This window comes from Pseudomonas sp. MWU13-3659 (genome assembly GCF_023757525.1).
In the GTDB taxonomy this organism is placed as follows: Bacteria; Pseudomonadota; Gammaproteobacteria; order Pseudomonadales; family Pseudomonadaceae; genus Aquipseudomonas; species Aquipseudomonas entomophila_E.
The window spans coordinates 197,362-219,820 of the sequence record NZ_JAMSHW010000005.1; the positions used below are offsets into that span (position 1 = coordinate 197,362).

Annotated in this window: 22 protein-coding genes; 11 read left to right on the forward strand and 11 right to left on the reverse strand. The window is 63.8% G+C overall.

All coding sequences use genetic code 11. The annotated features are described in order from the left end of the window. The first annotated feature begins 283 nt into the window (after positions 1-283). Both NGM28_RS09300 and NGM28_RS09305 read left to right on the forward strand, forming a co-directional pair. A complete protein-coding gene (locus tag NGM28_RS09300) occupies positions 284-682 on the forward strand; it encodes an acyl-CoA thioesterase (RefSeq protein ID WP_003253317.1) in 399 nt (132 codons plus the stop codon). Positions 683-755: 73 nt separating this feature from the next. After that, positions 756-1,652 (forward strand): D-hexose-6-phosphate mutarotase, encoded by an 897-nt coding sequence (locus tag NGM28_RS09305; RefSeq protein WP_252089870.1) that lies wholly within the window; start codon positions 756-758, stop codon positions 1,650-1,652. Positions 1,653-1,744: 92 nt separating this feature from the next. Here the strand turns inward: NGM28_RS09305 and NGM28_RS09310 are convergent, their stop codons facing one another. From NGM28_RS09310 to NGM28_RS09330, 5 genes are all read right to left on the reverse strand, one after another. Continuing rightward, entirely contained in the window at positions 1,745-2,278 is a 534-nt protein-coding gene (locus NGM28_RS09310) for a DUF3299 domain-containing protein (RefSeq protein ID WP_252089872.1), read from the reverse strand. A 51-nt stretch (positions 2,279-2,329) separates the two neighbouring features. Continuing rightward, entirely contained in the window at positions 2,330-2,575 is a 246-nt protein-coding gene (locus NGM28_RS09315) for a GlsB/YeaQ/YmgE family stress response membrane protein (protein WP_240064217.1), read from the reverse strand. A 96-nt stretch (positions 2,576-2,671) separates the two neighbouring features. Further along, the gene (locus NGM28_RS09320; protein ID WP_252089873.1) at positions 2,672-3,754 is read right to left on the reverse strand and encodes a 5-(carboxyamino)imidazole ribonucleotide synthase; all 1,083 of its coding nucleotides are present in this window, start codon (positions 3,752-3,754) and stop codon (positions 2,672-2,674) included. A gap of 10 nt (positions 3,755-3,764) precedes the next feature. After that, positions 3,765-4,256, reverse strand: coding sequence for a 5-(carboxyamino)imidazole ribonucleotide mutase (purE, locus tag NGM28_RS09325; protein WP_011536443.1), 492 nt, complete (start codon positions 4,254-4,256; stop codon positions 3,765-3,767). A gap of 170 nt (positions 4,257-4,426) precedes the next feature. Next, positions 4,427-5,356 carry a LysR substrate-binding domain-containing protein gene (locus NGM28_RS09330; RefSeq protein ID WP_011536444.1) on the reverse strand — a complete coding sequence of 310 codons (930 nt, stop codon included), beginning with the start codon at positions 5,354-5,356 and terminating at the stop codon, positions 4,427-4,429. 181 nt (positions 5,357-5,537) lie between these two features. Here NGM28_RS09330 and aspA point away from each other — a divergent pair, with 181 nt between their 5' ends. Then, entirely contained in the window at positions 5,538-6,962 is a 1,425-nt protein-coding gene (gene aspA / locus NGM28_RS09335; RefSeq protein WP_240064215.1) for an aspartate ammonia-lyase, read from the forward strand. A 95-nt stretch (positions 6,963-7,057) separates the two neighbouring features. On the opposite strand, the gene NGM28_RS09340 is transcribed toward aspA, so the two are convergent. Continuing rightward, positions 7,058-7,579, reverse strand: coding sequence for a hypothetical protein (locus tag NGM28_RS09340; RefSeq protein WP_252089875.1), 522 nt, complete (start codon positions 7,577-7,579; stop codon positions 7,058-7,060). 699 nt (positions 7,580-8,278) lie between these two features. Between NGM28_RS09340 and NGM28_RS09350 the strand changes: the two genes are divergently transcribed. The 3 genes from NGM28_RS09350 (at position 8,279) to NGM28_RS09360 (ending at position 11,632) form a co-directional block, all read left to right on the forward strand. Then, positions 8,279-9,271: an AraC family transcriptional regulator gene (locus NGM28_RS09350; protein ID WP_252089877.1), complete on the forward strand. Its 993-nt coding sequence runs from the start codon at positions 8,279-8,281 to the stop codon at positions 9,269-9,271. Positions 9,272-9,485: 214 nt separating this feature from the next. Beyond that, a complete protein-coding gene (locus NGM28_RS09355) occupies positions 9,486-10,526 on the forward strand; it encodes a histone deacetylase family protein (RefSeq protein WP_252089880.1) in 1,041 nt (346 codons plus the stop codon). 2 nt (positions 10,527-10,528) lie between these two features. After that, positions 10,529-11,632, forward strand: coding sequence for an extracellular solute-binding protein (locus NGM28_RS09360; RefSeq protein ID WP_240064208.1), 1,104 nt, complete (start codon positions 10,529-10,531; stop codon positions 11,630-11,632). 57 nt (positions 11,633-11,689) lie between these two features. Here the strand turns inward: NGM28_RS09360 and pdxR are convergent, their stop codons facing one another. Further along, a complete protein-coding gene (gene pdxR / locus NGM28_RS09365) occupies positions 11,690-13,216 on the reverse strand; it encodes a MocR-like pyridoxine biosynthesis transcription factor PdxR (protein ID WP_252089882.1) in 1,527 nt (508 codons plus the stop codon). 90 nt (positions 13,217-13,306) lie between these two features. Here pdxR and NGM28_RS09370 point away from each other — a divergent pair, with 90 nt between their 5' ends. The 3 genes from NGM28_RS09370 to NGM28_RS09380 are packed head-to-tail and all read left to right on the forward strand — an operon-like array spanning position 13,307 to position 15,074. Continuing rightward, complete coding sequence (locus NGM28_RS09370; protein ID WP_252089884.1) at positions 13,307-13,936, forward strand: FMN-binding negative transcriptional regulator; 630 nt, start codon at positions 13,307-13,309, stop codon at positions 13,934-13,936. Between the two features lie 12 nt (positions 13,937-13,948). Beyond that, the gene (locus NGM28_RS09375; RefSeq protein ID WP_252089885.1) at positions 13,949-14,395 is read left to right on the forward strand and encodes a GNAT family N-acetyltransferase; all 447 of its coding nucleotides are present in this window, start codon (positions 13,949-13,951) and stop codon (positions 14,393-14,395) included. A gap of 7 nt (positions 14,396-14,402) precedes the next feature. Continuing rightward, a complete protein-coding gene (locus tag NGM28_RS09380; protein ID WP_252089886.1) occupies positions 14,403-15,074 on the forward strand; it encodes a GNAT family N-acetyltransferase in 672 nt (223 codons plus the stop codon). A 147-nt stretch (positions 15,075-15,221) separates the two neighbouring features. On the opposite strand, the gene oadA is transcribed toward NGM28_RS09380, so the two are convergent. Both oadA and NGM28_RS09390 read right to left on the reverse strand, forming a co-directional pair. Continuing rightward, on the reverse strand, positions 15,222-17,030 hold the full coding sequence (gene oadA / locus NGM28_RS09385; RefSeq protein ID WP_011536457.1) for a sodium-extruding oxaloacetate decarboxylase subunit alpha: 1,809 nt from the start codon (positions 17,028-17,030) through the stop codon (positions 15,222-15,224). Between the two features lie 98 nt (positions 17,031-17,128). Continuing rightward, positions 17,129-18,544, reverse strand: a complete 1,416-nt coding sequence (locus NGM28_RS09390; protein WP_252089887.1) for an acetyl-CoA carboxylase biotin carboxylase subunit — start codon at positions 18,542-18,544, stop codon at positions 17,129-17,131. A gap of 189 nt (positions 18,545-18,733) precedes the next feature. On the opposite strand from NGM28_RS09390, the gene NGM28_RS09395 reads away from it, so the two are divergent. Further along, positions 18,734-19,696 carry a LysR family transcriptional regulator gene (locus tag NGM28_RS09395; RefSeq protein ID WP_286088955.1) on the forward strand — a complete coding sequence of 321 codons (963 nt, stop codon included), beginning with the start codon at positions 18,734-18,736 and terminating at the stop codon, positions 19,694-19,696. On the opposite strand, the gene NGM28_RS09400 is transcribed toward NGM28_RS09395, so the two are convergent. Further along, positions 19,638-19,856 (reverse strand): PA3496 family putative envelope integrity protein, encoded by a 219-nt coding sequence (locus NGM28_RS09400; protein ID WP_240064203.1) that lies wholly within the window; start codon positions 19,854-19,856, stop codon positions 19,638-19,640. The two genes, NGM28_RS09395 and NGM28_RS09400, sit on opposite strands and share 59 nt — an antisense overlap. A 179-nt stretch (positions 19,857-20,035) precedes the next feature. After that, entirely contained in the window at positions 20,036-20,902 is an 867-nt protein-coding gene (hexR, locus tag NGM28_RS09405; protein WP_011536461.1) for a transcriptional regulator HexR, read from the reverse strand. A gap of 103 nt (positions 20,903-21,005) precedes the next feature. Here hexR and zwf point away from each other — a divergent pair, with 103 nt between their 5' ends. Then, positions 21,006-22,448, forward strand: a complete 1,443-nt coding sequence (zwf, locus tag NGM28_RS09410; protein WP_240064202.1) for a glucose-6-phosphate dehydrogenase — start codon at positions 21,006-21,008, stop codon at positions 22,446-22,448. Positions 22,449-22,459: the final 11 nt, after the last annotated feature.

Genomic DNA, 22,459 nt, shown 5'->3' on the forward strand with positions numbered 1-22,459 from the left:
TGCCGAGCCACGCTCATAGCGGTACAAAATCCGTACAGATATTCATCAATGTGCGGTCGTCGCTGGCTGTGTGGGTATATATACTGCCCGCTCGTAGGAAAAGGTTGCTTGCATCAAGGGATATTGTGCGAAAACGTCGGTCAGAATCGTCGGACTGTTTCGCAGAGTCTCCCTTTGGCCGCCCCTGAAGCGAAATCAGCGTAGTATGTGTGTTGCTGAATCGTTTTTATGGCGTCCTTCACTGCGCCACCCACGAAGCGTCACGGGTCAGAGGCCCCACGGCATGATTGAGCTCGAACAAGAAGATCCTATCCCGCAAGGCGACCTGGCCCTGCAGATCACCGCGCTGCCGCGTGAAACCAACGGTTTCGGCGATATCTTCGGCGGCTGGCTGGTCGCCCAGATGGACCTGGCCGGCACCGCCATGGCCAGCCGCGTTGCCGGTGGCCGGGTGGCCACGGTGGCCATCGACCGCATGGCCTTCCTGGTGCCGGTGGCAGTGGGCGCGCAACTGTCCTTCTATACCCAGACCCTGGAGATCGGCCGCAGCTCGATCCAGATGATGGTCGAGGTGTGGAGTGACGACCCCCTGTCCAGCGAATGGCGCAAGGTCACCGAAGCCGTGTTCGTGTTCGTCGCCATCGATGGCAGTGGCCGCACCCGCTCCGTGCCTCGTCGCTGAGCCACGCGGGCGTTAAACTCATGGCAAGTCACCGGGTCCAACGGCCCGACAGGCAACCAATGAGACGAGTGCAATGGCTAACTTCCAGGTCGACACCGAGCAACACGGCGAACTCCACTGCTGGCGCATCACCAGCAAACACGCCGAACTGCTGATCGCCCAACAGGGCGCGCAGGTCCTCAGCTACCAGCGGATCGGCGAGCCGCCGCTGCTGTGGCTGAGCGACCAGGCCATCTTCCGCCAGGGCAAGTCGGTGCGCGCCGGCGCGCCAGTGTGCTGGCCGTGGTTCGGCATCTTCGAACGCAACCCCGACTCGGTCAAAGCCATGTACAAGGGCGAGCAACCACCGGCCCACGGCCTGGTGCGCGGCCGCGACTGGCAATTGCTGGGTGTCGAGGAAGCCGGCGATACCTTGCACATCGAGTTCGCACTGCCCGAAGCTCAGGGTGATCTACCGGGCTGGCCGCACGAAGTGGAGCTCAAGCTTGTGGTGGAGCTGGGCCAACAGCTGAAGCTGGCCCTCACCAGCTATAACCTCGGCAACACCGATGTCACCCTGAGCCAGGCCCTGCACAGCTACTTTGCCGTGAGCGACGTGCGCCAGGTGCAGGTAGAAGGTGTGGATGGGCTGACTTACATCGAGACCCTGGCCAACTGGGAGCAGCGCCAGCAGCAGGGCAACCTGGGGTTCGCGGGCGAGACCGACCGCATCTACCTTAATGCCCCCGAGCGCCTGGCCATCGTCGACCCGCACTGGAACCGGCGCATCACCCTGCAGGCCGGAGGCTCACGCACCGCGGTGATCTGGAACCCCTGGACCGACCGCGCCCGCGACCTGCCGGACATGGCGGACGATGGCTGGCAGCGCATGCTGTGCATCGAGACGGCGAATGTGATGGATGATGTGGTGACGCTAAGGCCGGGGGCCAGCCATTCGATGCGCGTGGCGATCGGTAGCGAAGCGCTCTGATCCCATAGTTTCAGCTGTCGGCAGGGGCCTGTTCGCCGGCAAGCCGGCTCCTACACATGTTCTGTAGAAGCCGGCTTGCCGGCGAACAGGCTTCACAGATCGGCGTCTTCCACCACCCTCACCTGCCCCGCGTCCAGCGCATACGCAGCATCCGCCAGGTCATTGCTGACCTTCTCCACCTTCAGCAGGCCGGTCACCCACAACGGCGTGTAGATATCGTCGATCTTCAACCCCTTCGGATAACGCACCAACACCAGCTGGTTCGGCGGCGGCGGCGGTACATGGATGCAGGCGCCTGGGTAAGGCACCAGGAAGAACAGCGTGCTGTTGCCCTTGGCATCGCTCTCCAATGGCACAGGATACCCGCCCAGGCGGATCTGCTTGCCGTTCATCGCAGCCACGGTCTTGGTCGAGTACATCACCGCCGGCAAGCCCTTGCTCTGCTTCAGGCCGCCTTTAGCGGTGAAAGTCCCTTGGGCTTCCGGGGAGTCGTGGTCGATCTCGGGCATCTGCTCGAGGGCTTTCTGGTCCGACTTGGGCATCAGCTCCAGCCAGTCGGTCTCGGGCAGTTCGGCATGGGCCAAGGCGCTGGCCAGCAGCAAGGGAACGAGGAATAACGCACGCATGGGAATGCTCGGCAACTCGGGGATTGAATTGCCGGGCATTCTAACGTGTGTTCAGCTCTTCTTGATGAAGCCGTAGAGCACCAGAAGGATGATCGCGCCCACCAGGGCCCCGAAGAAGCCCGCGGCCTGCCCGGCCTGGTAGATGCCAAGGGCTTGCCCACCATAGGTGGCGGCCAGGGAGCCGGCGATGCCGAGAAGGATGGTCATGATCCAGCCCATGCTGTCGTCACCCGGTTTCAGGAAACGCGCCAGCAGGCCGACGATCAGGCCGATGAAGATGGTTCCAATGATGCCCATGGCAAACCCTCTGTGATGAACATGAAACATGCCAAAGCCTAGTCAGCGCTTTGGCATGTTGCCATCTCAGAGCGGCATTGCCGGCCAGAAGTTCGCTCAGCCGGCGATCAGCGCCTCTACTTCGGCAATCTTGGCCCTGAGGGTGGCCATGTCCTGGCACCGCAGGGTGGCGTGGCCGACCTTGCGTCCGACCTTGAAGGCTTTGCCGTAGTGGTGCAGGTGGCAGTCGTCGATGGCGATGACCTTGTCCACCGCCGGCACTTCGCCGATGAAGTTGAGCATGGCGCTCTCACCCACCTTGGCGGTCGAACCCAGCGGCAGGCCGGCCACGGCGCGCAGGTGGTTCTCGAACTGGCTGCATTCGGAGCCTTCGATGGTCCAGTGCCCGGAGTTGTGCACGCGCGGGGCGATCTCGTTGGCCTTCAGGCCACCGTCGACCTCGAAGAACTCGAAGGCCATGACGCCGACATAGTCCAGTTTCTGCAGCACGCGGCCGACGTAGTCTTCGGCCAGGGCTTGCAGCGGATGTGCATCACTGGCCACCGACAGTTTCAGGATGCCGCTCTCATGGGTGTTGTGCACCAGCGGGTAGAAGCGGGTTTCGCCATCGCGGGCACGCACGGCCACCAGCGACACTTCGCCGGTGAACGGCACGAAGCCTTCCAGCAGGCAGGGCACGCTGCCCAGTTCGGCGAATGTATCGACCACGTCTTCGGGCTTGCGCAGAACCTTCTGGCCCTTGCCGTCATAACCCAGGGTGCGGGTCTTGAGCACGGCCGGCAGGCCGATGCTGGCGACAGCGGCGTCCAGGTCTGCTTGCGAGAGGATGTCCGCGAAAGCCGGGGTCGGAATCCCCAGGTCGCGGAACATGCTCTTCTCGAACAGGCGGTCGCGGGCGATGCGCAGCGCTTCGGCGCTCGGGTAGACCGGCACGAACTGCGAAAGGAAGGCGACGGTTTCAGCCGGCACGCTCTCGAATTCGAAGGTCACCAGGTCGACTTCGTCGGCCAGCTGGCGCAGGTGGTCCTGGTCGCCGTAGTCGGCGCGCAGGTGCTCGCCCAGCGGCGCGGCGCAGGCGTCCGGGGCCGGGTCGAGGAAAGCGAAGTTCATGCCCAGCGGGGTGCCCGCCAGGGCCAGCATGCGGCCCAGCTGGCCGCCACCGATTACACCGATCTTCATAGCGTCAACCTCAAGCCTGGCGCGGGTCTGGATTGTCCAGCACGGTGTCGGTCTGCTCCGTGCGGAACTGCTTGAGCGCCGCGTGGAACTGCGGGTACTTGGCCCCCAGGATGCTCGCCGACAGCAGCGCGGCGTTGATCGCGCCGGCCTTGCCGATGGCCAGGGTGGCAACCGGCACGCCGGCCGGCATCTGCACGATCGACAGCAGCGAATCGACGCCCGACAGCATCGACGACTGCACCGGCACGCCCAGCACCGGCAAGTGGGTCTTGGCGGCGCACATGCCCGGCAGGTGGGCGGCGCCACCGGCACCGGCGATGATCACCTCGATGCCGCGGCCGTCGGCCTCCTCGGCGTACTGGAACAGCAGGTCCGGGGTACGGTGGGCGGAAACCACCTTCACCTCGTAGGGAATGCCGAGTTTTTCCAGCATATCGGCGGTGTGGCTAAGGGTGGACCAATCGGACTTGGAGCCCATGATCACGCCAACCAGTGCACTCATCGTCGAGCCTCTTCGCTTGTGCGCCCGCAGGCGCGTCAAAAAACAACAAGCCACGCGGGACGACCGGCGTGGCTTGTTTGCTGATCTGGACCGGAACTGTCCGGTCGAAAGGCCGCGCAGTATACCGCAAGGGAGTGCGTTTAAGGCACCCCGGCGACCAACTGTCGCCCTTATTTTTCGGGGGTTTGGCTGACTTTCGGGTCAACTGAACCGCCCTCCAGCTTGCGCCACAGCAAGCGCACGTTGGCCTTGCGCACCAGGGCGCAACGATAGAGGCGGATTTCCAGCGGCACATGCCACTGGCTGCCGCCACAGATCACCAGTTCGCCACGCTCCAGCTCGCCGCGCATCGACAGCTTCGGCACCCAGGCAATGCCCATGCCTTCGAGCGCCATGCTCTTGAGACTGTCGGCCATCGCGGTTTCATAGACAGTGGTATAGCGCAGGTTGCGCTGGCGCAGCAGCAGGTTGACTGAACGGCCGAGGAAAGCGCCGGCACTGTAGGCCAGCAACGGCACGCTGCCCTCGCCTTCAAGGTCGAACAAGGGCTTGCCGTCCGGCCCCACGGCGCACACCGGCAGCATCTCGGTGTCGCCCATGTGCAGTGAAGGGAAGATTTCGGCATCCATCTGCAATGCCGCATCCGGGTCATAGAAGGCCAGCATCAGGTCGCACCCACCCTCGCGCAAGGCATGCACTGCGTCACCGACGTTGGTGGCCACCAGGCGGGTGGCGATGTTCAAGCCGTCGTTGCGCAACTGGGCCACCCAGCGGGGGAAGAAGCCCGAGGCCAGGGAGTGGGCCGCCGCCACCTGGATGACCTCGCCCTGCCCGCCTTCGAGGTGATGCAAATGGCGAAGAACTTCGCTCAACTGGTCGACAACGGTGCGCGCGGTGACGAGAAACAGCTGCCCGGCCTCGGTCAGTTCGATGGGCGTGCGGGAACGGTTCACCAAGGTCAGCCCCAGCGCCGCTTCCAGGCTTCTGATGCGGCGGCTGAAGGCCGGCTGGGTGACGAAACGGCGCTCGGCCGCCTGCGAGAAACTGCGGGTGGAGGCCAGGGCACTGAAGTCCTCCAGCCATTTGCTTTCGAGGTTCATCGACTACTCCGCAACGCGTGCACCAAAATGGAACACGCTCGATTGTCAATCGGCGTCACATCAAACCGTATGCCGTTTGCGCATAGGTTAGCGTGCAACAGCATTGGCCGCAAAATCCGGGCAGCCCTAGGATTGGCGCCATTCCGGCAGGTGCCGGGTCAAAATCGAGATGATATCCATCATGTCCTCCGCTGCATCGTTCCGCGTCGAAAAAGATCTGCTTGGTACCCTTGAAGTCCCTGCCGATGCCTACTACGGCATCCAGACCCTGCGCGCTGCCAACAACTTCCACCTCTCCGGCGTTCCGCTGTCGCACTACCCGAAACTGGTAGTCGGCCTGGCGATGGTCAAGCAAGCCGCTGCTGACGCCAACCGTGAGCTGGGGCACCTGAGCGATGCCAAGCACGCTGCCATCAGCGCAGCCTGCGCCCGACTGATCAAGGGTGACTTCCACGATCAGTTCGTCGTGGACATGATTCAAGGCGGTGCTGGCACCTCCACCAACATGAACGCCAACGAAGTCATCGCCAACGTTGCGCTGGAGCACATGGGCCACCAGAAAGGTGAGTACCAGTACCTGCACCCGAACAACGACGTGAACATGGCGCAGTCGACCAACGACGCCTACCCGACCGCGATCCGCCTGGGCTTGCTGCTGGGCCACGACGCCCTGCTGGCCAGCCTCGACAGCCTGATCCAGGCCTTCGCCGCCAAAGGTAAAGAGTTCGACCACGTACTGAAGATGGGCCGTACCCAGCTGCAGGACGCCGTGCCGATGACCTTGGGCCAGGAATTCCGCGCCTTCGCCACCACCATGACCGAAGACCTGCAGCGCCTGCGCTCGCTGGCTCCGGAACTGCTGACCGAAATCAACCTGGGCGGCACCGCCATCGGTACCGGCATCAACGCCGACCCGGGCTACCAGATGCTGGCCGTTCAGCGCCTGGCGATCATCAGCGGCCAGCCGCTGGTGCCCGCCGCCGACCTGATCGAAGCCACCTCCGACATGGGCGCCTTCGTGCTGTTCTCCGGCATGCTCAAGCGCACCGCGGTCAAGCTGTCGAAGATCTGCAACGACCTGCGCCTGCTGTCCAGCGGCCCGCGTACCGGCATCAACGAGATCAACCTGCCGGCGCGTCAGCCAGGCAGCTCGATCATGCCAGGCAAGGTCAACCCGGTAATCCCGGAAGCCGTCAACCAAGTCGCCTTCGCCATCATGGGCAACGACCTGGCCCTGACCGTCGCCGCCGAAGGTGGCCAGCTGCAGCTGAACGTGATGGAACCGCTGATCGCCTACAAGATCTTCGACTCGATCCGCCTGCTGCAACGCGCCATGGACATGCTGCGCGAGCACTGCATCGTCGGCATCACCGCCAACGAACAGCGCTGCCGTGAACTGGTCGAGCACTCGATCGGCCTGGTCACCGCCCTGAACCCGTACATCGGCTACGAAAACGCCACCCGTATCGCCCGCGTCGCCCTGGAAACCGGCCGCGGCGTGCTGGAACTGGTGCGCGAGGAGAAGCTGCTGGACGAAGCGATGCTCAACGACATCCTGCGTCCGGAGAACATGATCGCTCCCCGTCTGGTTCCGCTGAAGGCGTAACCCAGACCGCTGCAAAACGTCTCACCAGGTCGAGGGACTAGACACCTCTCAACCTTTCAAGGGCCCGAGCGCACGCTCCGGGCCCTTTTTTTATATCAAGTCCAGGGGGCCGACGGATCGCTCTCGGCATCGAGCATGGCGAGGATCTCGTCGAAGGACACTTTGATTATCGGTGGCTCGCTTGAGGGTAGTTCGGCGGGGACCATGGCAAGCTGCTCTTCACGGTTGTTCACGTCATGGGCGTGCCAGCGGGCGAGTACAATTTCGAGTTCGGGGTGGTTGACGAGCGAGCCGTAGACCTGGGCTGCGGTGACGGTGGTGGTGGCGAGCGCAGAAAGTCGCGTCAGGGTGGCTTCGAGTCGGCGGCGTTCCTCGTGCATGATTTGCAGCCGGTTTTCATGTTGGCGACGGTGTGGGTCCGCCTGCTTGATCGACGCCTGCCTGCGCTGGAGCTGGTCATCGAATGAAACCAGCAGTGCGCGGATCAGCGACAGTTCACGGCGGGTGACAGGGGGCGTGTTGGCCAGCAGGACCTCCTGATGGCGGCGTAATGCGGCCCAGCAAGCGGGAAGATACGCAACCATGAAATGGTCACCGATCCTGAACAGTTGATCCATGAAATCCATACGTTCGGGCGGGCCGTATTCGTGCCGCAGCATGCGGTTGCAAAGCGCTTGCTCGGTGATGGTGCGGCAGCCAGGCCGGTTCGGAGGGCACGGGGTAGCTACCGGGAGCCGGGTTATCCACAACCCGCCATCCATCCATTCGCCAATAACAGAGGTTGATGGTCGGCCCGAGGTAGGCAGGCAGTTCAGCCGGAGCCAAGACATCCAAGGCACGAGCCAGTACGCGGTTGTCGTGAAAGCGATACAGCCCGTACCCGACCATCACCCGCGCCCGCCAGTGGCTGAGCCAGGCCGCCCAGTCGCCGGGCGCCAGGCTCGCCAGCCAACCCCAATGCGTCTGCGGCGCCGAAAGGTCCGGCTCGGCCAGGCGCAGTTCGGCATCGCCTGTATTCGTCGCCGTCGAATTTCAGGACCTGAAGCTCAGGCTGGACCGCCGGTACGTGAAACCGCAGGCGGTCGGGGGGTAATGATTCGAACATCCGTTGTCCCTGGTTGGGCCACCTTGGCCGGGGTGCAGCATTGCCCCCTGCAAAGTGGGGAAAACCGCCAAGCTAGCCGAACTTCTCCACCAGATATGCGGGACCGATCCGAGCTCACGTAGGAGCTTTCCTTGAAGGGTGTAAGGCGTTTACCAAGCCACGAGGCACGCAAATTGCTGCTGATTCCCCTCAGCCCCACGGGATACCGAGCATGCTGCACAGCCACCTCACCACCCTCAACGCGGTTTCGCTGATCCTCCAGGTGTTCCAGGAGGCCGGCGTCGACCCGCGGCAGCTGCTCGCCGGCAGCGGCATTGGCCCGGCGGACCTGGGCCACAGCGATGCGCGCATCACCACCCAGCAAGAGCTGCAGGTGTGCGCCAACGCCGTGGCCCGGCGCGAGGACATCGGCCTGGAGCTGGGCAGGCGCATGCATGTGTCGTGCTACGGCATGCTCGGTTACGCCCTGCTCTCCAGTGCCACTTTGGGTGACGCCCTGCGCCTGGCGCTGAGCTATCCGGCACTGCTGGGAACAGTCTTCCAGCTGCGCCTGGTCGACGATGGCCAGCGGGTCTGGCTGTGCGCCAGCGACCATCACGACGCGCCGGGGCTGGCGGCCTTCAACGCCGAGTTCTGCCTGGTGTCGCTCAAGGTGATCTGCGACGACCTGCTGGGCCGCCCGCTGCCGCTGCTGGCGGCACGCTTCGAACATGCCCGGCCCGGCTATCACGCGCTCTACGACGGGGCGTTCCAGTGCCCGCTGGGGTTCGAGGCCAGGGACAACGCCTTTGCCTTCGAACGCCGCTGGCTCGACATGCCGCTGCCACTGGCAGACCCAATCACCCACAAGGCCATGGGCGAACGCTGCCGGCGCCTGAACCTGGAGTTCACCGGGCGCCAGGCCTGGCTGGGGCGGATTCGCCAGCTGCTGCTGCAGCAACTGGACGCGGCACCCGGGCTGGACGGGTTGGCCCGGCAGATGAACTGCTCGTCGCGCACCTTGCGCCGGCACCTGCAGGCGCTGGGCAGCAGTTATCAACAGCTGCTGGATGAGCTGCGCTTCGAGCGGGCCAAGCAGTTGCTGGCCGAGGACCAGATGCCGATCTATCGCATCGCCGAAACACTGGGGTTCAGCGAGACCGCGAGTTTTCGGCATGCCTTCCAGCGCTGGAGTGGCGTGGCACCAAGCCATTTTCGTGGGTGATCTGTATCGCCCGTTTCGCGGGTAAACCCGCTCCTACAGGGGCAGCACCGCTCTCAATATTTGCGTCATGCCCGCAAATGGGCTGGTTCGGGATGATAAGAATTCGGCCAGCACCCGTGGCCACATCGATCCCCTTTTGGCCGTTTGCGTCGTTCTCCCTGGCTTGGCCGCCCACCAGAATGGCCCCACGCCAGTCATAAACGGAGAACAACACGTGCTGACGATCTATTCCGATGACCACCGCCTGCACCACGGCCGCTGCGAGCTGATCGACGGCCAGCTGATGCCCTGTTTCGAGATGCCCTCGCGCGCCGACCACGTCCTCGATCAGGTGAAGCAGCGCAACCTCGGCCCGGTGCAAGGCCCCACAGATTTCGGCCGCGCCCCGCTGCAGCGCATCCACAGCGCCGACTACCTGAACTTCTTCGAAGGCGCCTGGGCCCGCTGGGCGGCACTGGGCCACGACGGCGACCTGCTGCCCTTCACCTGGCCGGCGCGCACCCTGCGCCAGGTCAAGCCCACTGGCCTGCACGGCGAACTGGGCTACTACAGCTTCGACGCCGGCGCGCCAATCACCGCCGGCACCTGGCAGGCCGCCTACAGCGCCGCGCAGGTGGCACTGACCGCCCAGGCCGCAATCCAGCAGGGCGCCCATGCGGCCTTCGCCCTGTGCCGCCCGCCAGGGCACCATGCCGCCGCCGAGGTGATGGGCGGCTACTGCTACCTGAACAACGCCGCCATCGCCGCCCAGGCCTTCCTCGACCAGGGCCGGCGCAAGGTGGCCATCCTCGATGTCGACTACCACCACGGCAACGGCACCCAAGACATCTTCTACAGCCGCGACGATGTGTTCTTCGCCTCGATCCACGGCGACCCGCAGGACGAGTTCCCGTTCTTCCTGGGGTATGCCGATGAAGTTGGCGAAGGCGCGGGCGAAGGCTGCAACGTCAACTATCCCCTGCCCGCCGGCAGCGACTGGGCCGCCTGGAGCGCCGCCCTGGAAGAGGCCTGCCAGCGCATCGCCGCCTACGACGCCGACGTGCTGGTGATCTCCCTGGGTGTGGACACCTTCAAGGACGACCCCATCTCCCAGTTCAAGCTCGACAGCCCCGACTACCTGGCGATGGGCGAACGCATCGCCCAGCTCGGCAAGCCGACCCTGTTCGTGATGGAGGGTGGCTACGCGGTGGAAGAAATCGGCATCAACGCAGTCAATGTGCTGGAAGGTTTCCAGCGCGCCCAGCCAGGAGCCTGAACATGGTCCGACTCAAGCGTCTGCTCGCCCCGCTCATCACCGCCGGCCTACTCGCCGGCGCGCTCCCGGCCCACGCCGACCAGCGCACCTTGCGGGTGTACAACTGGTTCGACTACATCACCCCGCAAACCCTCACCGACTTCCAGAAAGACAGCGCTGTGAAGCTGGTGTACGACATCTTCGACACCAACGAGGCGCTGGAAGCCAAGCTGCTGACCGGCAACTCCGGCTACGACGTGGTGGTACCGTCCAACGTGTTCCTCGCCAAGCAGATCGAGGCCGGTGTGTTCCAGCCCCTCGATCGCTCGAAACTGCCCAACTGGCAGCACCTGGACCCGGCGCTGATGAAGCTGATCGAGGCCAACGACCCGGGCAACAAGTTCGCCGTGCCCTACATGTACGGCACCGTGCTGATCGGCTTCAACCCGGACAAGGTCAAGGCCGTGCTCGGTGAAAATGCCCCGGTGGACAGCTGGGACCTGATCTTCAAGGAAGAGAACATCGCCAAGCTCAAGCAATGCGGCGTGGCGCTGCTGGACTCGCCGTCGGAGATCCTGCCGCTGGCCCTGAAATACCTGGGCCTGGATCCCAACAGCAACAAGCCGGCCGACTACCAGAAAGCCCAGGACCTGCTGCTGAAGATCCGCCCGCACATCACCTACTTCCACTCCTCCAAATACATGGCCGACATCGCCAATGGCGACATCTGCGTGGCGGTAGGCTATTCGGGCAGTTTCTCCCAGGCCGCCAATCGCGCCCACGAGGCGAAGAACGGCGTGACCGTGGACATGCGCCTGCCCAAGGAAGGGGCGCCGATCTGGTTCGACATGCTGGCGATCCCGAAAAACGCGGCCAACCCGGAGGATGCCCACACGTTCATCAACTACCTGCTGCGGCCTGAGGTGATCGCGCCGATCAGCGATTTCGTCGGCTACCCGAACCCGAACAAGGATGCGACCGAGAAGGTCAGCCCGGCGATTCGCAACAACCCGAACCTGTACCCGACGGCAGAGGCGATGGCCACGCTGTACACGCTCAAGCCGTTGGCGCGGGATGCAGAGCGTGCGCGCACGCGGGCCTGGACCAAGATCAAGTCCGGGACCTGAGCCTTCGCCGGCAAGCCGGCTCCTACTGATCCGTGTAGGAGCCGGCTTGCCGGCGAACTATCTCCAGGCCTTGCGCAAGCGCATCAGCGCAGCCGCAATCCCGGCTTCCGGCACCGCCGCAAACCCCAGCACCAACCCCGCACGCTTATCCACAGGCACCTCGCTGTCTTCCAGCCAGTAACCGCTCAAAGGATTGACCTCCACCCCCATCGCTTCGGCCCGCTGTACCAATTCCTGCTCCCGCGCAAAGTTATCCACATCCACCTTCACATGCAGCCCTGCCGCCACCTCCGGCATCGCTCCCAACCCTGGCACATCCATCGGCCAGCCGGCTTTGAGCACATTGCGCCGCGCCAGCGCGGCACGCCGCATGCGCCGGATATGCCGCTGGAAATGCCCCTGGGCCATGAACTGCGCCATGACGCACTGGGTGCCCACCTCGGAATGGCGCACCGCCAGCGCCCTCGCCTGGCTGAAGGCCTGAACCAGCCCGCGAGGCAGCACCAGGTAGCCCAGCCGCAACGCGGGAAAGGCGATTTTGCCGAAGGTGCCGACGTAGAGCACCCGCCCCGCCCGGTCCAGCGCGGCCAGCGGCGCCAGGGGCGCACCGCTGTAGCGATACTCGCCGTCGTAATCGTCCTCGATGATCCAGCCCTCCCGGCGCTCGGCCCAGGCCAGCAGCGCCAGGCGCCGGGCCAGGCTCATAGTGACCCCGGTGGGGTACTGGTGGGCCGGCGTCACATAGGCCAGCCGGCACTCGGGCAACTCGCCCAGCCTCGCGCAATCCATGCCCTCTTCATCCACCGGCACGCCCCGGAGCTTCGCCCCGGCCATCGCGAAGGCATGCCCGGCGGCACGGTACCCCGGGTTTTCCACAGCCACGCCATCACCAGGCCGCAACAGCAGCTGTGCACAAAGGTTAATTGCTTCCTGCGAACCACTGGTGATCACAATTTGTTCAGCCGTGCAGGAAAGGCCCCGAGAGCGGCGCAGGTAGGTGGCGATCAGTTCACGCAGCTGTGGCTCCCCTGCCGGATCGCCATAACCCAGCAACGCCGGGTCCGGGTTTCGCCAGAAACCCGCGTGCAGCTTGGCCCACACCTCGAACGGGAAGAGATCGAACGCAGGTACTCCCACACGAAACGCCTTCGGAGAACCCCCTCTGGGTAGCGGCAGTTGATGATTTTTCAGGCGTCCAAAAGGCTCGTCAGTATCAGCGAAACTGGATAAATCCTCAGTATCAGAAGCACAAAATGTGGATAAGTCTGTTGATAAACCCAGGGATAACCCTGTGGACAGTTGTGTGGATAGTTTCGGTAGCTGGCTCACATAAGTGCCATCCCCCACCCGGCTCTCGATGAAGCCTTCGGCATACAACTGGTCATAGGCCCGCACCACGCTGTTGCGCGACAGCGCCAGCACCGCTGCCAGGTCCCGTGTCGCCGGCAGCCGCGTGCCGCTGCCCAGGCGCCCATCCAGCACGCGCGCACGCAGCGCCTGGTAAAGCTGCTGGCTGAGCCCCCGGCGACGGTCAAGCACGATGCCGGCGGGGTCGAAAGGCAGTGCATGGGATGGCTCGCTCATGGCATTGGACCTATGAAAATAGGGGTAAATGGCTCTTACGCAGGGCCAATAGCCTGCCTAGGATGGAGCCACAGCACAAGGAACTCCGGCATGTACAACAGCAAGCCTCATCAGGAACACGACCTCGACCGCCTGCACCGGCACATGCTGGAAACACGCCTGGCATTGCTGGTCAGCCATGGCGAACAGGGCCTGCTGGCCACCCACCTGCCGGTGCTGGTCGACACCGCTGATGGCGAGTTCGGCACCATTTATGGACACCTGGCCCGCGCCAACCCGCAATGGCGGGACCTTGAACAGGGTGGTGAGGCGCTTCTGGTGTTTCCCGGGGCCGACGCCTATGTCAGCCCAGGCTATTACCCCAGCAAGGCGGACAACCCCAAGGTGGTACCGACCTGGAACTACCTGTCCGTGCACGCCTACGGCCCGATCGAAGTTATCCACAATGCGCAGCCGCTGCTGGACATCGTCAGCCGCCTGACCGATCGCCATGAGCAGGGTCGCAGTGAACCCTGGACAGTGGCCGACGCACCCAATGACTACCTGGAAGGCATGCTCCGCGCCATCGTCGGCATCCGCATGCCCATCGCCCGCCTGCAAGGCGCACGCAAGCTGAGCCAGAACCGTTCGGCGCAAGACATAGCCGGCGTGCGCGAAGGCCTGGGCGCCAGCGCCGACACCCTGGACAACCAACTCGCCGCGCATATGCGCGATCTCTGAAGGAAAAGACCGATGACCACCGTTACCCTGCGCCCGGTGGGCGCCAACGATCGATCAGCCTGGCTGCCACTGTGGAACGCCTATCTGAAGTTCTACGAAACCGAACTGGCCGACGCGATCAGCACAAACACCTGGCAGCGCCTGCTCGACCCCAACGAGCCCACCCATTCGGCGCTGGCCTGGGTCGATGGCAAGGCGGTGGGCATGGTCAACTTCATCTACCATCGCTCCAACTGGAGCATCGAGAATTCCTGCTACCTGCAGGACCTCTACGTGGACAGCGAAGTGCGTGGGCTGGGTATCGGCCGCCAGTTGATCGAGCATGTGTACGCCACCGCCAAGGCCGCAGGCTGCATCAAGGTGCACTGGCTGACCCACGAAACCAACGCCACCGCCATCGGCCTCTACGAGCAGGTCGCCGAGCGGCCGGGCTTCATCCAATTCCGCAAGCCACTGTAGGCCGACCATGACCGACGCATTGAACTGGACACCTGCTGGCACCCCCAAGGCCGAGCCCATCGAAGGCCGCTTCATCCGCCTGGAAAAGCTCGACCCGGCCCGCCATGGCGATGATCTCTGGGACGTGTTGCAGGGGCCGGGCTCGGACCCGGTGCTGTGGGACTATCTGCCTTATGGGCCGTTCCATGAACGCACCCGATTCGACCGCTGGCTGGAGAGTAACGCCGCCAGCCGCGACCCGCTGTTCTACAGCGTCATCGACCTGGCCAACGGCCAGGTCCAGGGCATCCTCAGCTACATGTCGATCGTCCCGGAGCAGGGGCGCTTCGAGATTGGCCATATCGCCTTTGGCGCCGCCATGCAGCGCACCCCGAAAGGCACCGAGGCGGTGTACTTGCTGGGCAGGCTCGGCTTCGAGTTGGGCAACCGTCGGCTGGAGTGGAAGTGCAACAATGCCAATGCACGCTCCAAGCGGGCGGCGGAACGTTTTGGCTTTGTCTTCGAAGGAGTGTTCCGCAACCACATGGTGGTCAAGGATCGCAATCGGGATACCGCTTGGTATTCGATCACCGATGCCGAATGGCCGGCGGTGGCGGCGGGGTTCGAGCGCTGGTTGAGCGTGGAGAATCAACAGCCTGAAGGCCAGGTGCGATCGCTGGAAGCTTGTCGCAAAGGCTGATGGCCTATTCGCCGGCAAAGCCGGCTCCTACAGGTTTGGCATTCCCCTGTAGGAGCCGGCTTTGCCGGCGAACAAGCCCAAAAACAGCACAAAAAAAGGGGAGCATTCGCCCCCCAGAGGTTAACCGCTTGCAGATGAAGGCTTCTGTCAGCCTTCGATCTCGATCAGGATCTCGCCCGGCGTTACCCGGTCACCCTTGGCCACGTGGATGGCTACGACTTTGCCGGCAATGGCCGCCTGGACCTCGGTCTCCATCTTCATGGCCTCGGTGATCAATACCGCCTGTCCGGCCTTGACCACATCACCTTCCTTGACCAGCACATCGACGATGTTGCCTGGCATGCTGGTGCTGACGTGGCCCGGCTCGCTGGCCTGCTTGCGCTTGCTGCCGCCACCGCCGACGAAGTCGTTGAGCGGCTCGAACACCACTTCTTCCGGCATGCCGTCGATGGACAGGTAGAAGTGGCGCTTGCCCTCGGCCTTGACGCCCACGCCGGTGATGTCGACGCGGTAGGTCTCGCCGTGCACGTCGATGACGAACTCGGTCGGCACGCCTTCACCGCCCGCCGAGCCCACCGCGCCGGCTTCCGGAATTGGCAGCAGGGCTTCGGGCTTGAGGGTGCCGGCTTCGCGCTCCTCGAGGAACTTGCGGCCAATGTCGGGGAACATGGCGAAGGTCAGCACGTCTTCCTCGGATCGCGCCAGGCTGCCGATATCGGCGCGCAGCTTGGCCATTTCCGGCTTGAGCAGGTCGGCCGGGCGCACGTCGATCACTTCCTCGCTGCCGATCGCCTGGCGGCGCAGCTGCTCGTTGACCACGCCCGGGGCCTTGCCGTAACCACCCTGGAGGTACAGCTTCACTTCGTTGGTGATGGTCTTGTAGCGTTCGCCAGCCAGCACGTTGAAGAACGCCTGGGTGCCGACGATCTGCGAGGTCGGGGTCACCAGCGGCGGGAAGCCGAGGTCTTCGCGCACCCGCGGGATTTCCGCCAGCACTTCGTTCATGCGGCTGAGCGCGCCCTGCTCCTTGAGCTGGTTGGCCAGGTTGGAAATCATCCCGCCCGGCACCTGGTTGACCTGCACGCGGGTGTCCACGGCGGTGAACTCGCTCTCGAACTGGTGGTACTTCTTGCGCACGGCGTAGAAGTACAGGCCGATTTCCTGCAGCAGCTCCAGGTCCAGGCCGGTGTCGAACTCGCTGCCCTTGAGCGCGGCGACCATCGACTCCGTACCCGGATGGCTGGTGCCCCAGGCAAAGCTGGAGATCGCGGTGTCGATGTGGTCGGCGCCGTTTTCCACCGCCTTGAGCTGGCACATGGCGGCCAGGCCGGCGGTGTCGTGGGAATGGATGAACACCGGCAGCGACTGCTCGGCCTTCAGCGCCTTCACCAGCTCGCCGGTGGCGAATGGCGTGAGCAGGCCGGCCATGTCCTTGATCGCCACCGAGTCGCAGCCCATGGCTTCCATCTGCTTGGCCTGCTGCACGAAGGCGTCGATGGTGTGCACCGGGCTGGTGGTGTAGGCGATGGTGCCCTGGGCGTGCTTGCCGGCGGCCTTGACAGCCTCGATGGCCACGCGCAGGTTACGCACGTCGTTCATGGCGTCGAAGATGCGGAACACGTCGATGCCATTGACCGCAGCCTTGGCGACGAAGGCCTTGACCACGTCGTCGCTGTAGTGGCGGTAACCGAGCAGGTTCTGGCCACGCAGGAGCATCTGCAGGCGCGTGTTGGGCAATGCGGCGCGCAACTTGCGCAGGCGCTCCCACGGGTCTTCCTTGAGGAAGCGCACGCAGGCATCGAAGGTCGCGCCGCCCCAGACTTCCAGCGACCAGTAGCCGACCTTGTCGAGCTTGTCGCAGATCGGCAGCATGTCTTCGGTGCGCATGCGGGTGGCCAGCAGGGACTGGTGGGCGTCGCGCAGGATCGTATCGGTGACAAAGATTTTCTTGGACATTATTTTCTCCTTGTAGCGGCAAGCTTCAAGCTACAAGCCGCAAGAAAAAGCCGATGTGCTTTGACTTGCAGCTTGCCGCTGACAGCTTGCAGCTGCATTCAAAGGCCTGCGTGCGCGGCGATGGCGGCGGCGATGGCCAGGGCCAACTCTTCGGGTTTGCGCTTGATCGAGTAGTTGGTCAGTTCAGGGTGGCTTTCGACGAAGCTGGTGTTGAACTGGCCGCTACGGAATTCCGGGTTGCGCAGGATTTCCTGGTAGTACGCGGCGGTGGTCTTCACCCCTTGCACACGCATGTCGTCCAGGGCCCGCAGGCCACGGTCCATGGCTTCTTCCCAGGTCAGCGCCCAGACCACCAGTTTCAGGCACATGGAGTCGTAGAACGGCGGGATCGTGTAGCCGGTATAGATCGCCGTGTCGGTGCGCACGCCGGGGCCGCCGGGGGCGTAGTAGCGGGTGATCTTGCCGAAGCTGGGCAGGAAGTTGTTCTTCGGGTCTTCGGCGTTGATGCGGAACTGTAGCGCGTAGCCGCGGTGCTGGATGTCTTCCTGCTTGATCGACAGCGGCAGGCCGGAAGCGATGCGAATCTGCTCGCGGACGATATCGATGCCGGTGATTTCCTCGGTGATGGTGTGCTCCACCTGCACCCGGGTGTTCATCTCCATGAAGTACACCTCGCCATCGGCGAGCAGGAACTCCACGGTACCGGCATTCTCGTAGTTCACCGCCTTGGCCGCGCGCACCGCCAGGTCGCCGATGTAGGCGCGCTGTTCGGGGGTCAGTTGCGGGCTCGGGGCAATCTCGATGAGCTTCTGGTTGCGGCGCTGGATCGAGCAGTCGCGCTCGAACAGGTGCACCACGTTACCAAAGCTGTCACCAAGGATCTGCGCCTCGATGTGCTTGGGGTTGACGATGCACTTCTCCAGGAACACTTCCGCCGAACCGAAGGCCTTGCTGGCCTCGGAGATCACCCGGGGGAAGTTCTGCTCCAGCTCCTCACGGCTGTTGCAACGGCGGATACCGCGGCCGCCACCACCGGAGGTGGCCTTGAGCATCACCGGGTAACCGATGCGGTCGCCTTCCTGCAGCGCTTCATGGATATCGGCGACGTTGCCTTCAGTGCCCGGAGTAACCGGCACACCGGCCGCGATCATGGTGCGGCGCGCTTCGGTCTTGTCGCCCATGCGGCGAATGACGTCGGCGGACGGGCCGATGAACTTGATCCCGCGTTCGGCGCAGATTTCGGCAAGCTCGGCGTTTTCCGAGAGGAAACCGTAGCCCGGGTGCAGGGCATCACAGCCGGTCTCCACGGCAAGGTTCACCAGCTTGCGCGGGTTCAGGTAACCGGCCAGTGGCTCGGCACCGATGCTGTAGGCCTCGTCGGCGCGCTTGACGTGCAGGGCGTGGCGGTCGGCGTCGGCATAGATCGCCACGGAGCGAATGCCCATCTCGGCGCAGGCACGCACGATCCGAACTGCGATTTCACCCCGGTTGGCGATCAGGATTTTTGTTATCACTGGAGTCTTCCCAAAGCCGTAGGAACAGACGATCCGGTTCTACCGGTCGGCGCGTGACCAGACGTCGCTGGCCAGTCGCATATTCACCCTAGCGCTGAAGGTCGATAAACAAAAATCAATATTTGTTAGAGGTAGTATTAGCAAAAGCTTATATTCAGGTAACAAGGTTTTGCCGGAGCTCGGAACAAAATGCGTAAGTCCTTGATGCGTATGACTTTACGTCAGCTTCAGGTGTTCAACGAGGTGTGCGATTTGCGCTCCTACAGCCGGGCCGCCGAGGAGATGTCGCTGACGCAACCCGCCGTTAGTCTACAGATCCGCCAGCTCGAGGAACTGGTCGGCCAGCCGCTGTTCGAGTACGTCGGCAAGAAGCTGTACCTGACCGAAGCGGCCGAGGCGCTGCAGCGCGCCAGCCGGGATATCTTCGGGCGCCTGGAGAACCTCGACATGCAGCTGTCGGACATGCAGGGCTCATTGCAGGGGCAGCTGAAACTGGCGATCGAGTCCAGCGCCAAGTACTTCGTGCCACACCTGTTCGCTGCCTTCAAGCAGCACCACCCGGAGGTCAACCTCACCCTGACGGTGGTCAACCGGGCCCAGGCGATCCGTCGCCTGTCGGACAACCGCGACGACCTGACCATCATGTCCATGGTGCCCCAGGACATGGGCCTGGAGTTCCTGCCTTTCCTCAACAATCCGATCGTCGCCGTGGCACCACCGGAGCATCCGCTGTGCAAGCTCGAACAGTTGCGCCTGCAGGACCTCGAGCCTCATACCCTGCTGGTCCGCGAACAGGGGTCGGGCACGCGCAAGGCCTGTGAGGAGTTCTTCAAGGACAAGCGCGTGCACTTCACCCAGACCCTCGAGGTGGCCTCCACCGATGCCCAACGCGAGTGCGTGGTGGCCGGGCTGGGCATCGCCCTGCTGACCCGCCATGCGGTGAACCTGGAGCTGGCCACCGGCGTGCTCAAGGAACTGCCGGTGGAAGAGTTGCCGTTGTACCGCAGCTGGTGCCTGGTGCAATCGAAGACCAAGCGGCAATCACCGGTAGCGTTGGCGTTCCAGGCGTTCATACGCGGCGAACGTGCAAGGATCAGCGGGCTTGTGGAGCGTTTCTCGGGGAAGTTGCCGCCGATACCTGCCACACCGTGATGTCCTGCAAATCGGGATAGTCGGCCAGTTCGCGCAGCAGCTGGCGCCGGTCGCAGTAGCTTTCGATAGCGCGGCGGAACTCCATGCGGCGCTGGTCCTTTTCCTGCTGCTTGCGAGCTTTGGCGTTGGGTTGGTACACACCGTCGTGATCGCGTGCCATTGCCTGTCTCCCAGATAGGATGCGGGGAGTTCCAGACTGGCCTCAGGGGTTTACCGTTTGGCGGTGGAATGGTGACAGAATCGTGAATTTTCGCGGCTTTCACGGACCTGTTCGCCGGCAAGCCGGCTCCCACATGATTACCTGTAGGAGCCGGCTTGCCGGCGAACAAATCCAAGCAATCAGTCGTCGGTAGCCTTGATCGACTTCGGCGACAAACGCAGGCTGCGCAAACTGCGCTTCACGCTCTTGAGATGGTTGACCAGGCTCGGCCCACGGGCCATGGCCACGCCCATGGCCAGCACATCGATCACTACAAGGTGGGCGATGCGCGAAGTCAGCGGTGTGTAGATCTCGGTGTCTTCATGCACGTCGATGGCCAGGTTGACGGTCGACAGCTCCGCCAGCGGCGTCTGGCTCGGGCACAGGGTGATCAGGTTGGCGCCGCTCTCGCGCACCAGGTTGGCGGTGATCAGCAGGTCCTTGGAACGCCCAGACTGCGAAATGCACACCGCCACATCGCCAGGTTTCAAGGTAACCGCCGACATTGCCTGCATGTGCGGGTCAGAATAGGCGGCGGCGCTGAGCAGCAGGCGGAAGAACTTGTGCTGGGCGTCGGCCGCCACCGCACCCGATGCGCCAAACCCGTAGAACTCCACGCGCTGGGCCTGAGCCATGGCCGTCACCGCCTGCTGCAGCGCCTGTGGATCAAGGTGCTCGCGCACCTCCATCAACGTGTGCAGGGTGGTGTCGAAGATCTTCAGGCTGTAGTCGGCGACCGAGTCGTCTTCATGGATGGCGAACTGGCCGAAACTGGCACCCGCGGCCAGGCTCTGCGCCAGCTTGAGCTTGAGGTCCTGGAAGCCCGAGCAGCCGATCGCCCGGCAAAAACGCACGATGGTCGGCTCGCTGATGCCCACGCTGTGCGCCAAGTCGGCCATGGAGCTGTGCATGACGGCAGCCGGATCGAGCAGCACGTGGTCGGCCACTTTGAGTTCCGATTTGCGCAGCAAGTGGCGCGATTGGGCGATATGTTGCAACAGATTCACGGGCTGGACTCGGTTATGATCGGCTGGCCGGGATGTAGCTTTCTTGTAGTTATACTACATGCTTGCCAACCCGCCCAGCTAAACGAACGTGGAGTGTGGTGGTTTGACTATTCCTTGCGACATCCTGGTTTTCGGCGGCACTGGCGATCTTGCCCTGCACAAGCTGCTGCCGGCGCTCTACCACCTGTATCGCGAGGCCCGCCTGCACAATGCCGTGCGGATCATCTCCCTGGCCCGGCGGCCATTGCCGCGCAACGACTACGTCAAACTCGCCGAGCGCCACTGCCGGGCACAGATCGCCCGCCAGGACTTCGATGAAGACGTGTGGCAGCGGTTCTCGGCTCGCCTGGACTACTTTCCGATGGACGCTGCGCAAAGCGCCGATTTTGGCCGCCTGGCCCGCTACCTCGGCGAGCCCGGCGGGCTGACGCGCATCTACTACCTGGCCACCGCGCCCAAGCTGTTCGTGCCTATCGCCAACCACCTGCGTATCGCCGGGTTGGCCGACAGCGAGGCGCGCATCGTCCTGGAAAAGCCCATCGGCCATTCGCTGGAGTCGGCTACCGCGATCAACGAAGCCATCGGCGACGTGTTCGACGAGTCCCAGGTGTTTCGCATCGACCACTACCTGGGCAAGGAGACGGTGCAGAACCTGATGGCGCTGCGCTTCGCCAATGCCCTGCTGGAGCCCGTGTGGCGCAACAGCCAGGTCGACCATGTGCAGATCAGCGTCTGCGAGACGCTCGGGGTCGAGAACCGCGGCGCCTATTACGACCGCGCCGGCGCCACCCGCGACATGCTGCAGAACCACCTGTTGCAACTGCTGTGCCTGGTGGCCATGGAGCCGCCCGCGCAGTTCGAGGCCGAGGCCGTGCGCGACGAGAAAGTGAAGATTCTCCGCGCCCTCAAGCCCATCACCGGGCAGGACGTGCAGGACAAGACCGTGCGCGGACAGTACGGCGCCGGCAAGATCGGTGGCCAGGAAGTACCGGCTTACTACTTCGAGAAGGATGTGGACAACGACAGCGACACCGAGACCTTTGTCGCGGTCCAGGCACACATCGACAACTGGCGCTGGGCCGGGGTGCCGTTCTACCTGCGCACCGGCAAGCGCATGGCGCGCCGCTCCTCGCAGATCGTCATCCAGTTCAAGCCTGTGCCGCATGAGCTGTTCAGCGGCGGCCAGGTCAACCAGCTGCTGATCCAGCTGCAACCGGACGAACACATCAGCCTGCGCATGATGACCAAGAGCCCGGGCAAGGGCATGCGCCTGGCACCGGTCGAGCTGGACCTCAACCTGGCCCAGGCCTTCGCCCAGACCCGACGCTGGGACGCTTACGAACGCCTGCTGCTGGACGTGCTGGAGGGCGATTCGACGCTGTTCATGCGCCGTGACGAGGTGGAGGCGGCATGGGCCTGGGTCGACCCGATCTTGCAGGGCTGGGAAGAACACTTCCAGGCACCGCGCCCCTATCCGGCCGGCAGCAATGGTCCGGATCAGGCCAACAGCTTGCTAACGCGCGCGGGCCAGGCCTGGCACCTTTAAGCGCCAGCCAG

Excerpts from the sequence above, each read along its gene's own strand:
- NGM28_RS09300 (WP_003253317.1), top strand. The coding sequence starts at position 284 with ATGATTGAGCTCGAACAAGAAGATCCTATCCCGCAAGGCGACCTGGCC.
- NGM28_RS09305 (WP_252089870.1), top strand. The coding sequence starts at position 756 with ATGGCTAACTTCCAGGTCGACACCGAGCAACACGGCGAACTCCACTGC.
- NGM28_RS09310 (WP_252089872.1), bottom strand. The coding sequence starts at position 2,278 with ATGCGTGCGTTATTCCTCGTTCCCTTGCTGCTGGCCAGCGCCTTGGCC.
- NGM28_RS09315 (WP_240064217.1), bottom strand. The coding sequence starts at position 2,575 with ATGGGCATCATTGGAACCATCTTCATCGGCCTGATCGTCGGCCTGCTG.
- NGM28_RS09320 (WP_252089873.1), bottom strand. The coding sequence starts at position 3,754 with ATGAAGATCGGTGTAATCGGTGGCGGCCAGCTGGGCCGCATGCTGGCC.
- purE (WP_011536443.1), bottom strand. The coding sequence starts at position 4,256 with ATGAGTGCACTGGTTGGCGTGATCATGGGCTCCAAGTCCGATTGGTCC.
- NGM28_RS09330 (WP_011536444.1), bottom strand. The coding sequence starts at position 5,356 with ATGAACCTCGAAAGCAAATGGCTGGAGGACTTCAGTGCCCTGGCCTCC.
- aspA (WP_240064215.1), top strand. The coding sequence starts at position 5,538 with ATGTCCTCCGCTGCATCGTTCCGCGTCGAAAAAGATCTGCTTGGTACC.
- NGM28_RS09340 (WP_252089875.1), bottom strand. The coding sequence starts at position 7,579 with ATGGATCAACTGTTCAGGATCGGTGACCATTTCATGGTTGCGTATCTT.
- NGM28_RS09350 (WP_252089877.1), top strand. The coding sequence starts at position 8,279 with ATGCTGCACAGCCACCTCACCACCCTCAACGCGGTTTCGCTGATCCTC.
- NGM28_RS09360 (WP_240064208.1), top strand. The coding sequence starts at position 10,529 with ATGGTCCGACTCAAGCGTCTGCTCGCCCCGCTCATCACCGCCGGCCTA.
- pdxR (WP_252089882.1), bottom strand. The coding sequence starts at position 13,216 with ATGAGCGAGCCATCCCATGCACTGCCTTTCGACCCCGCCGGCATCGTG.
- NGM28_RS09370 (WP_252089884.1), top strand. The coding sequence starts at position 13,307 with ATGTACAACAGCAAGCCTCATCAGGAACACGACCTCGACCGCCTGCAC.
- NGM28_RS09375 (WP_252089885.1), top strand. The coding sequence starts at position 13,949 with ATGACCACCGTTACCCTGCGCCCGGTGGGCGCCAACGATCGATCAGCC.
- NGM28_RS09380 (WP_252089886.1), top strand. The coding sequence starts at position 14,403 with ATGACCGACGCATTGAACTGGACACCTGCTGGCACCCCCAAGGCCGAG.
- oadA (WP_011536457.1), bottom strand. The coding sequence starts at position 17,030 with ATGTCCAAGAAAATCTTTGTCACCGATACGATCCTGCGCGACGCCCAC.
- NGM28_RS09395 (WP_286088955.1), top strand. The coding sequence starts at position 18,734 with ATGCGTAAGTCCTTGATGCGTATGACTTTACGTCAGCTTCAGGTGTTC.
- NGM28_RS09400 (WP_240064203.1), bottom strand. The coding sequence starts at position 19,856 with ATGGCACGCGATCACGACGGTGTGTACCAACCCAACGCCAAAGCTCGC.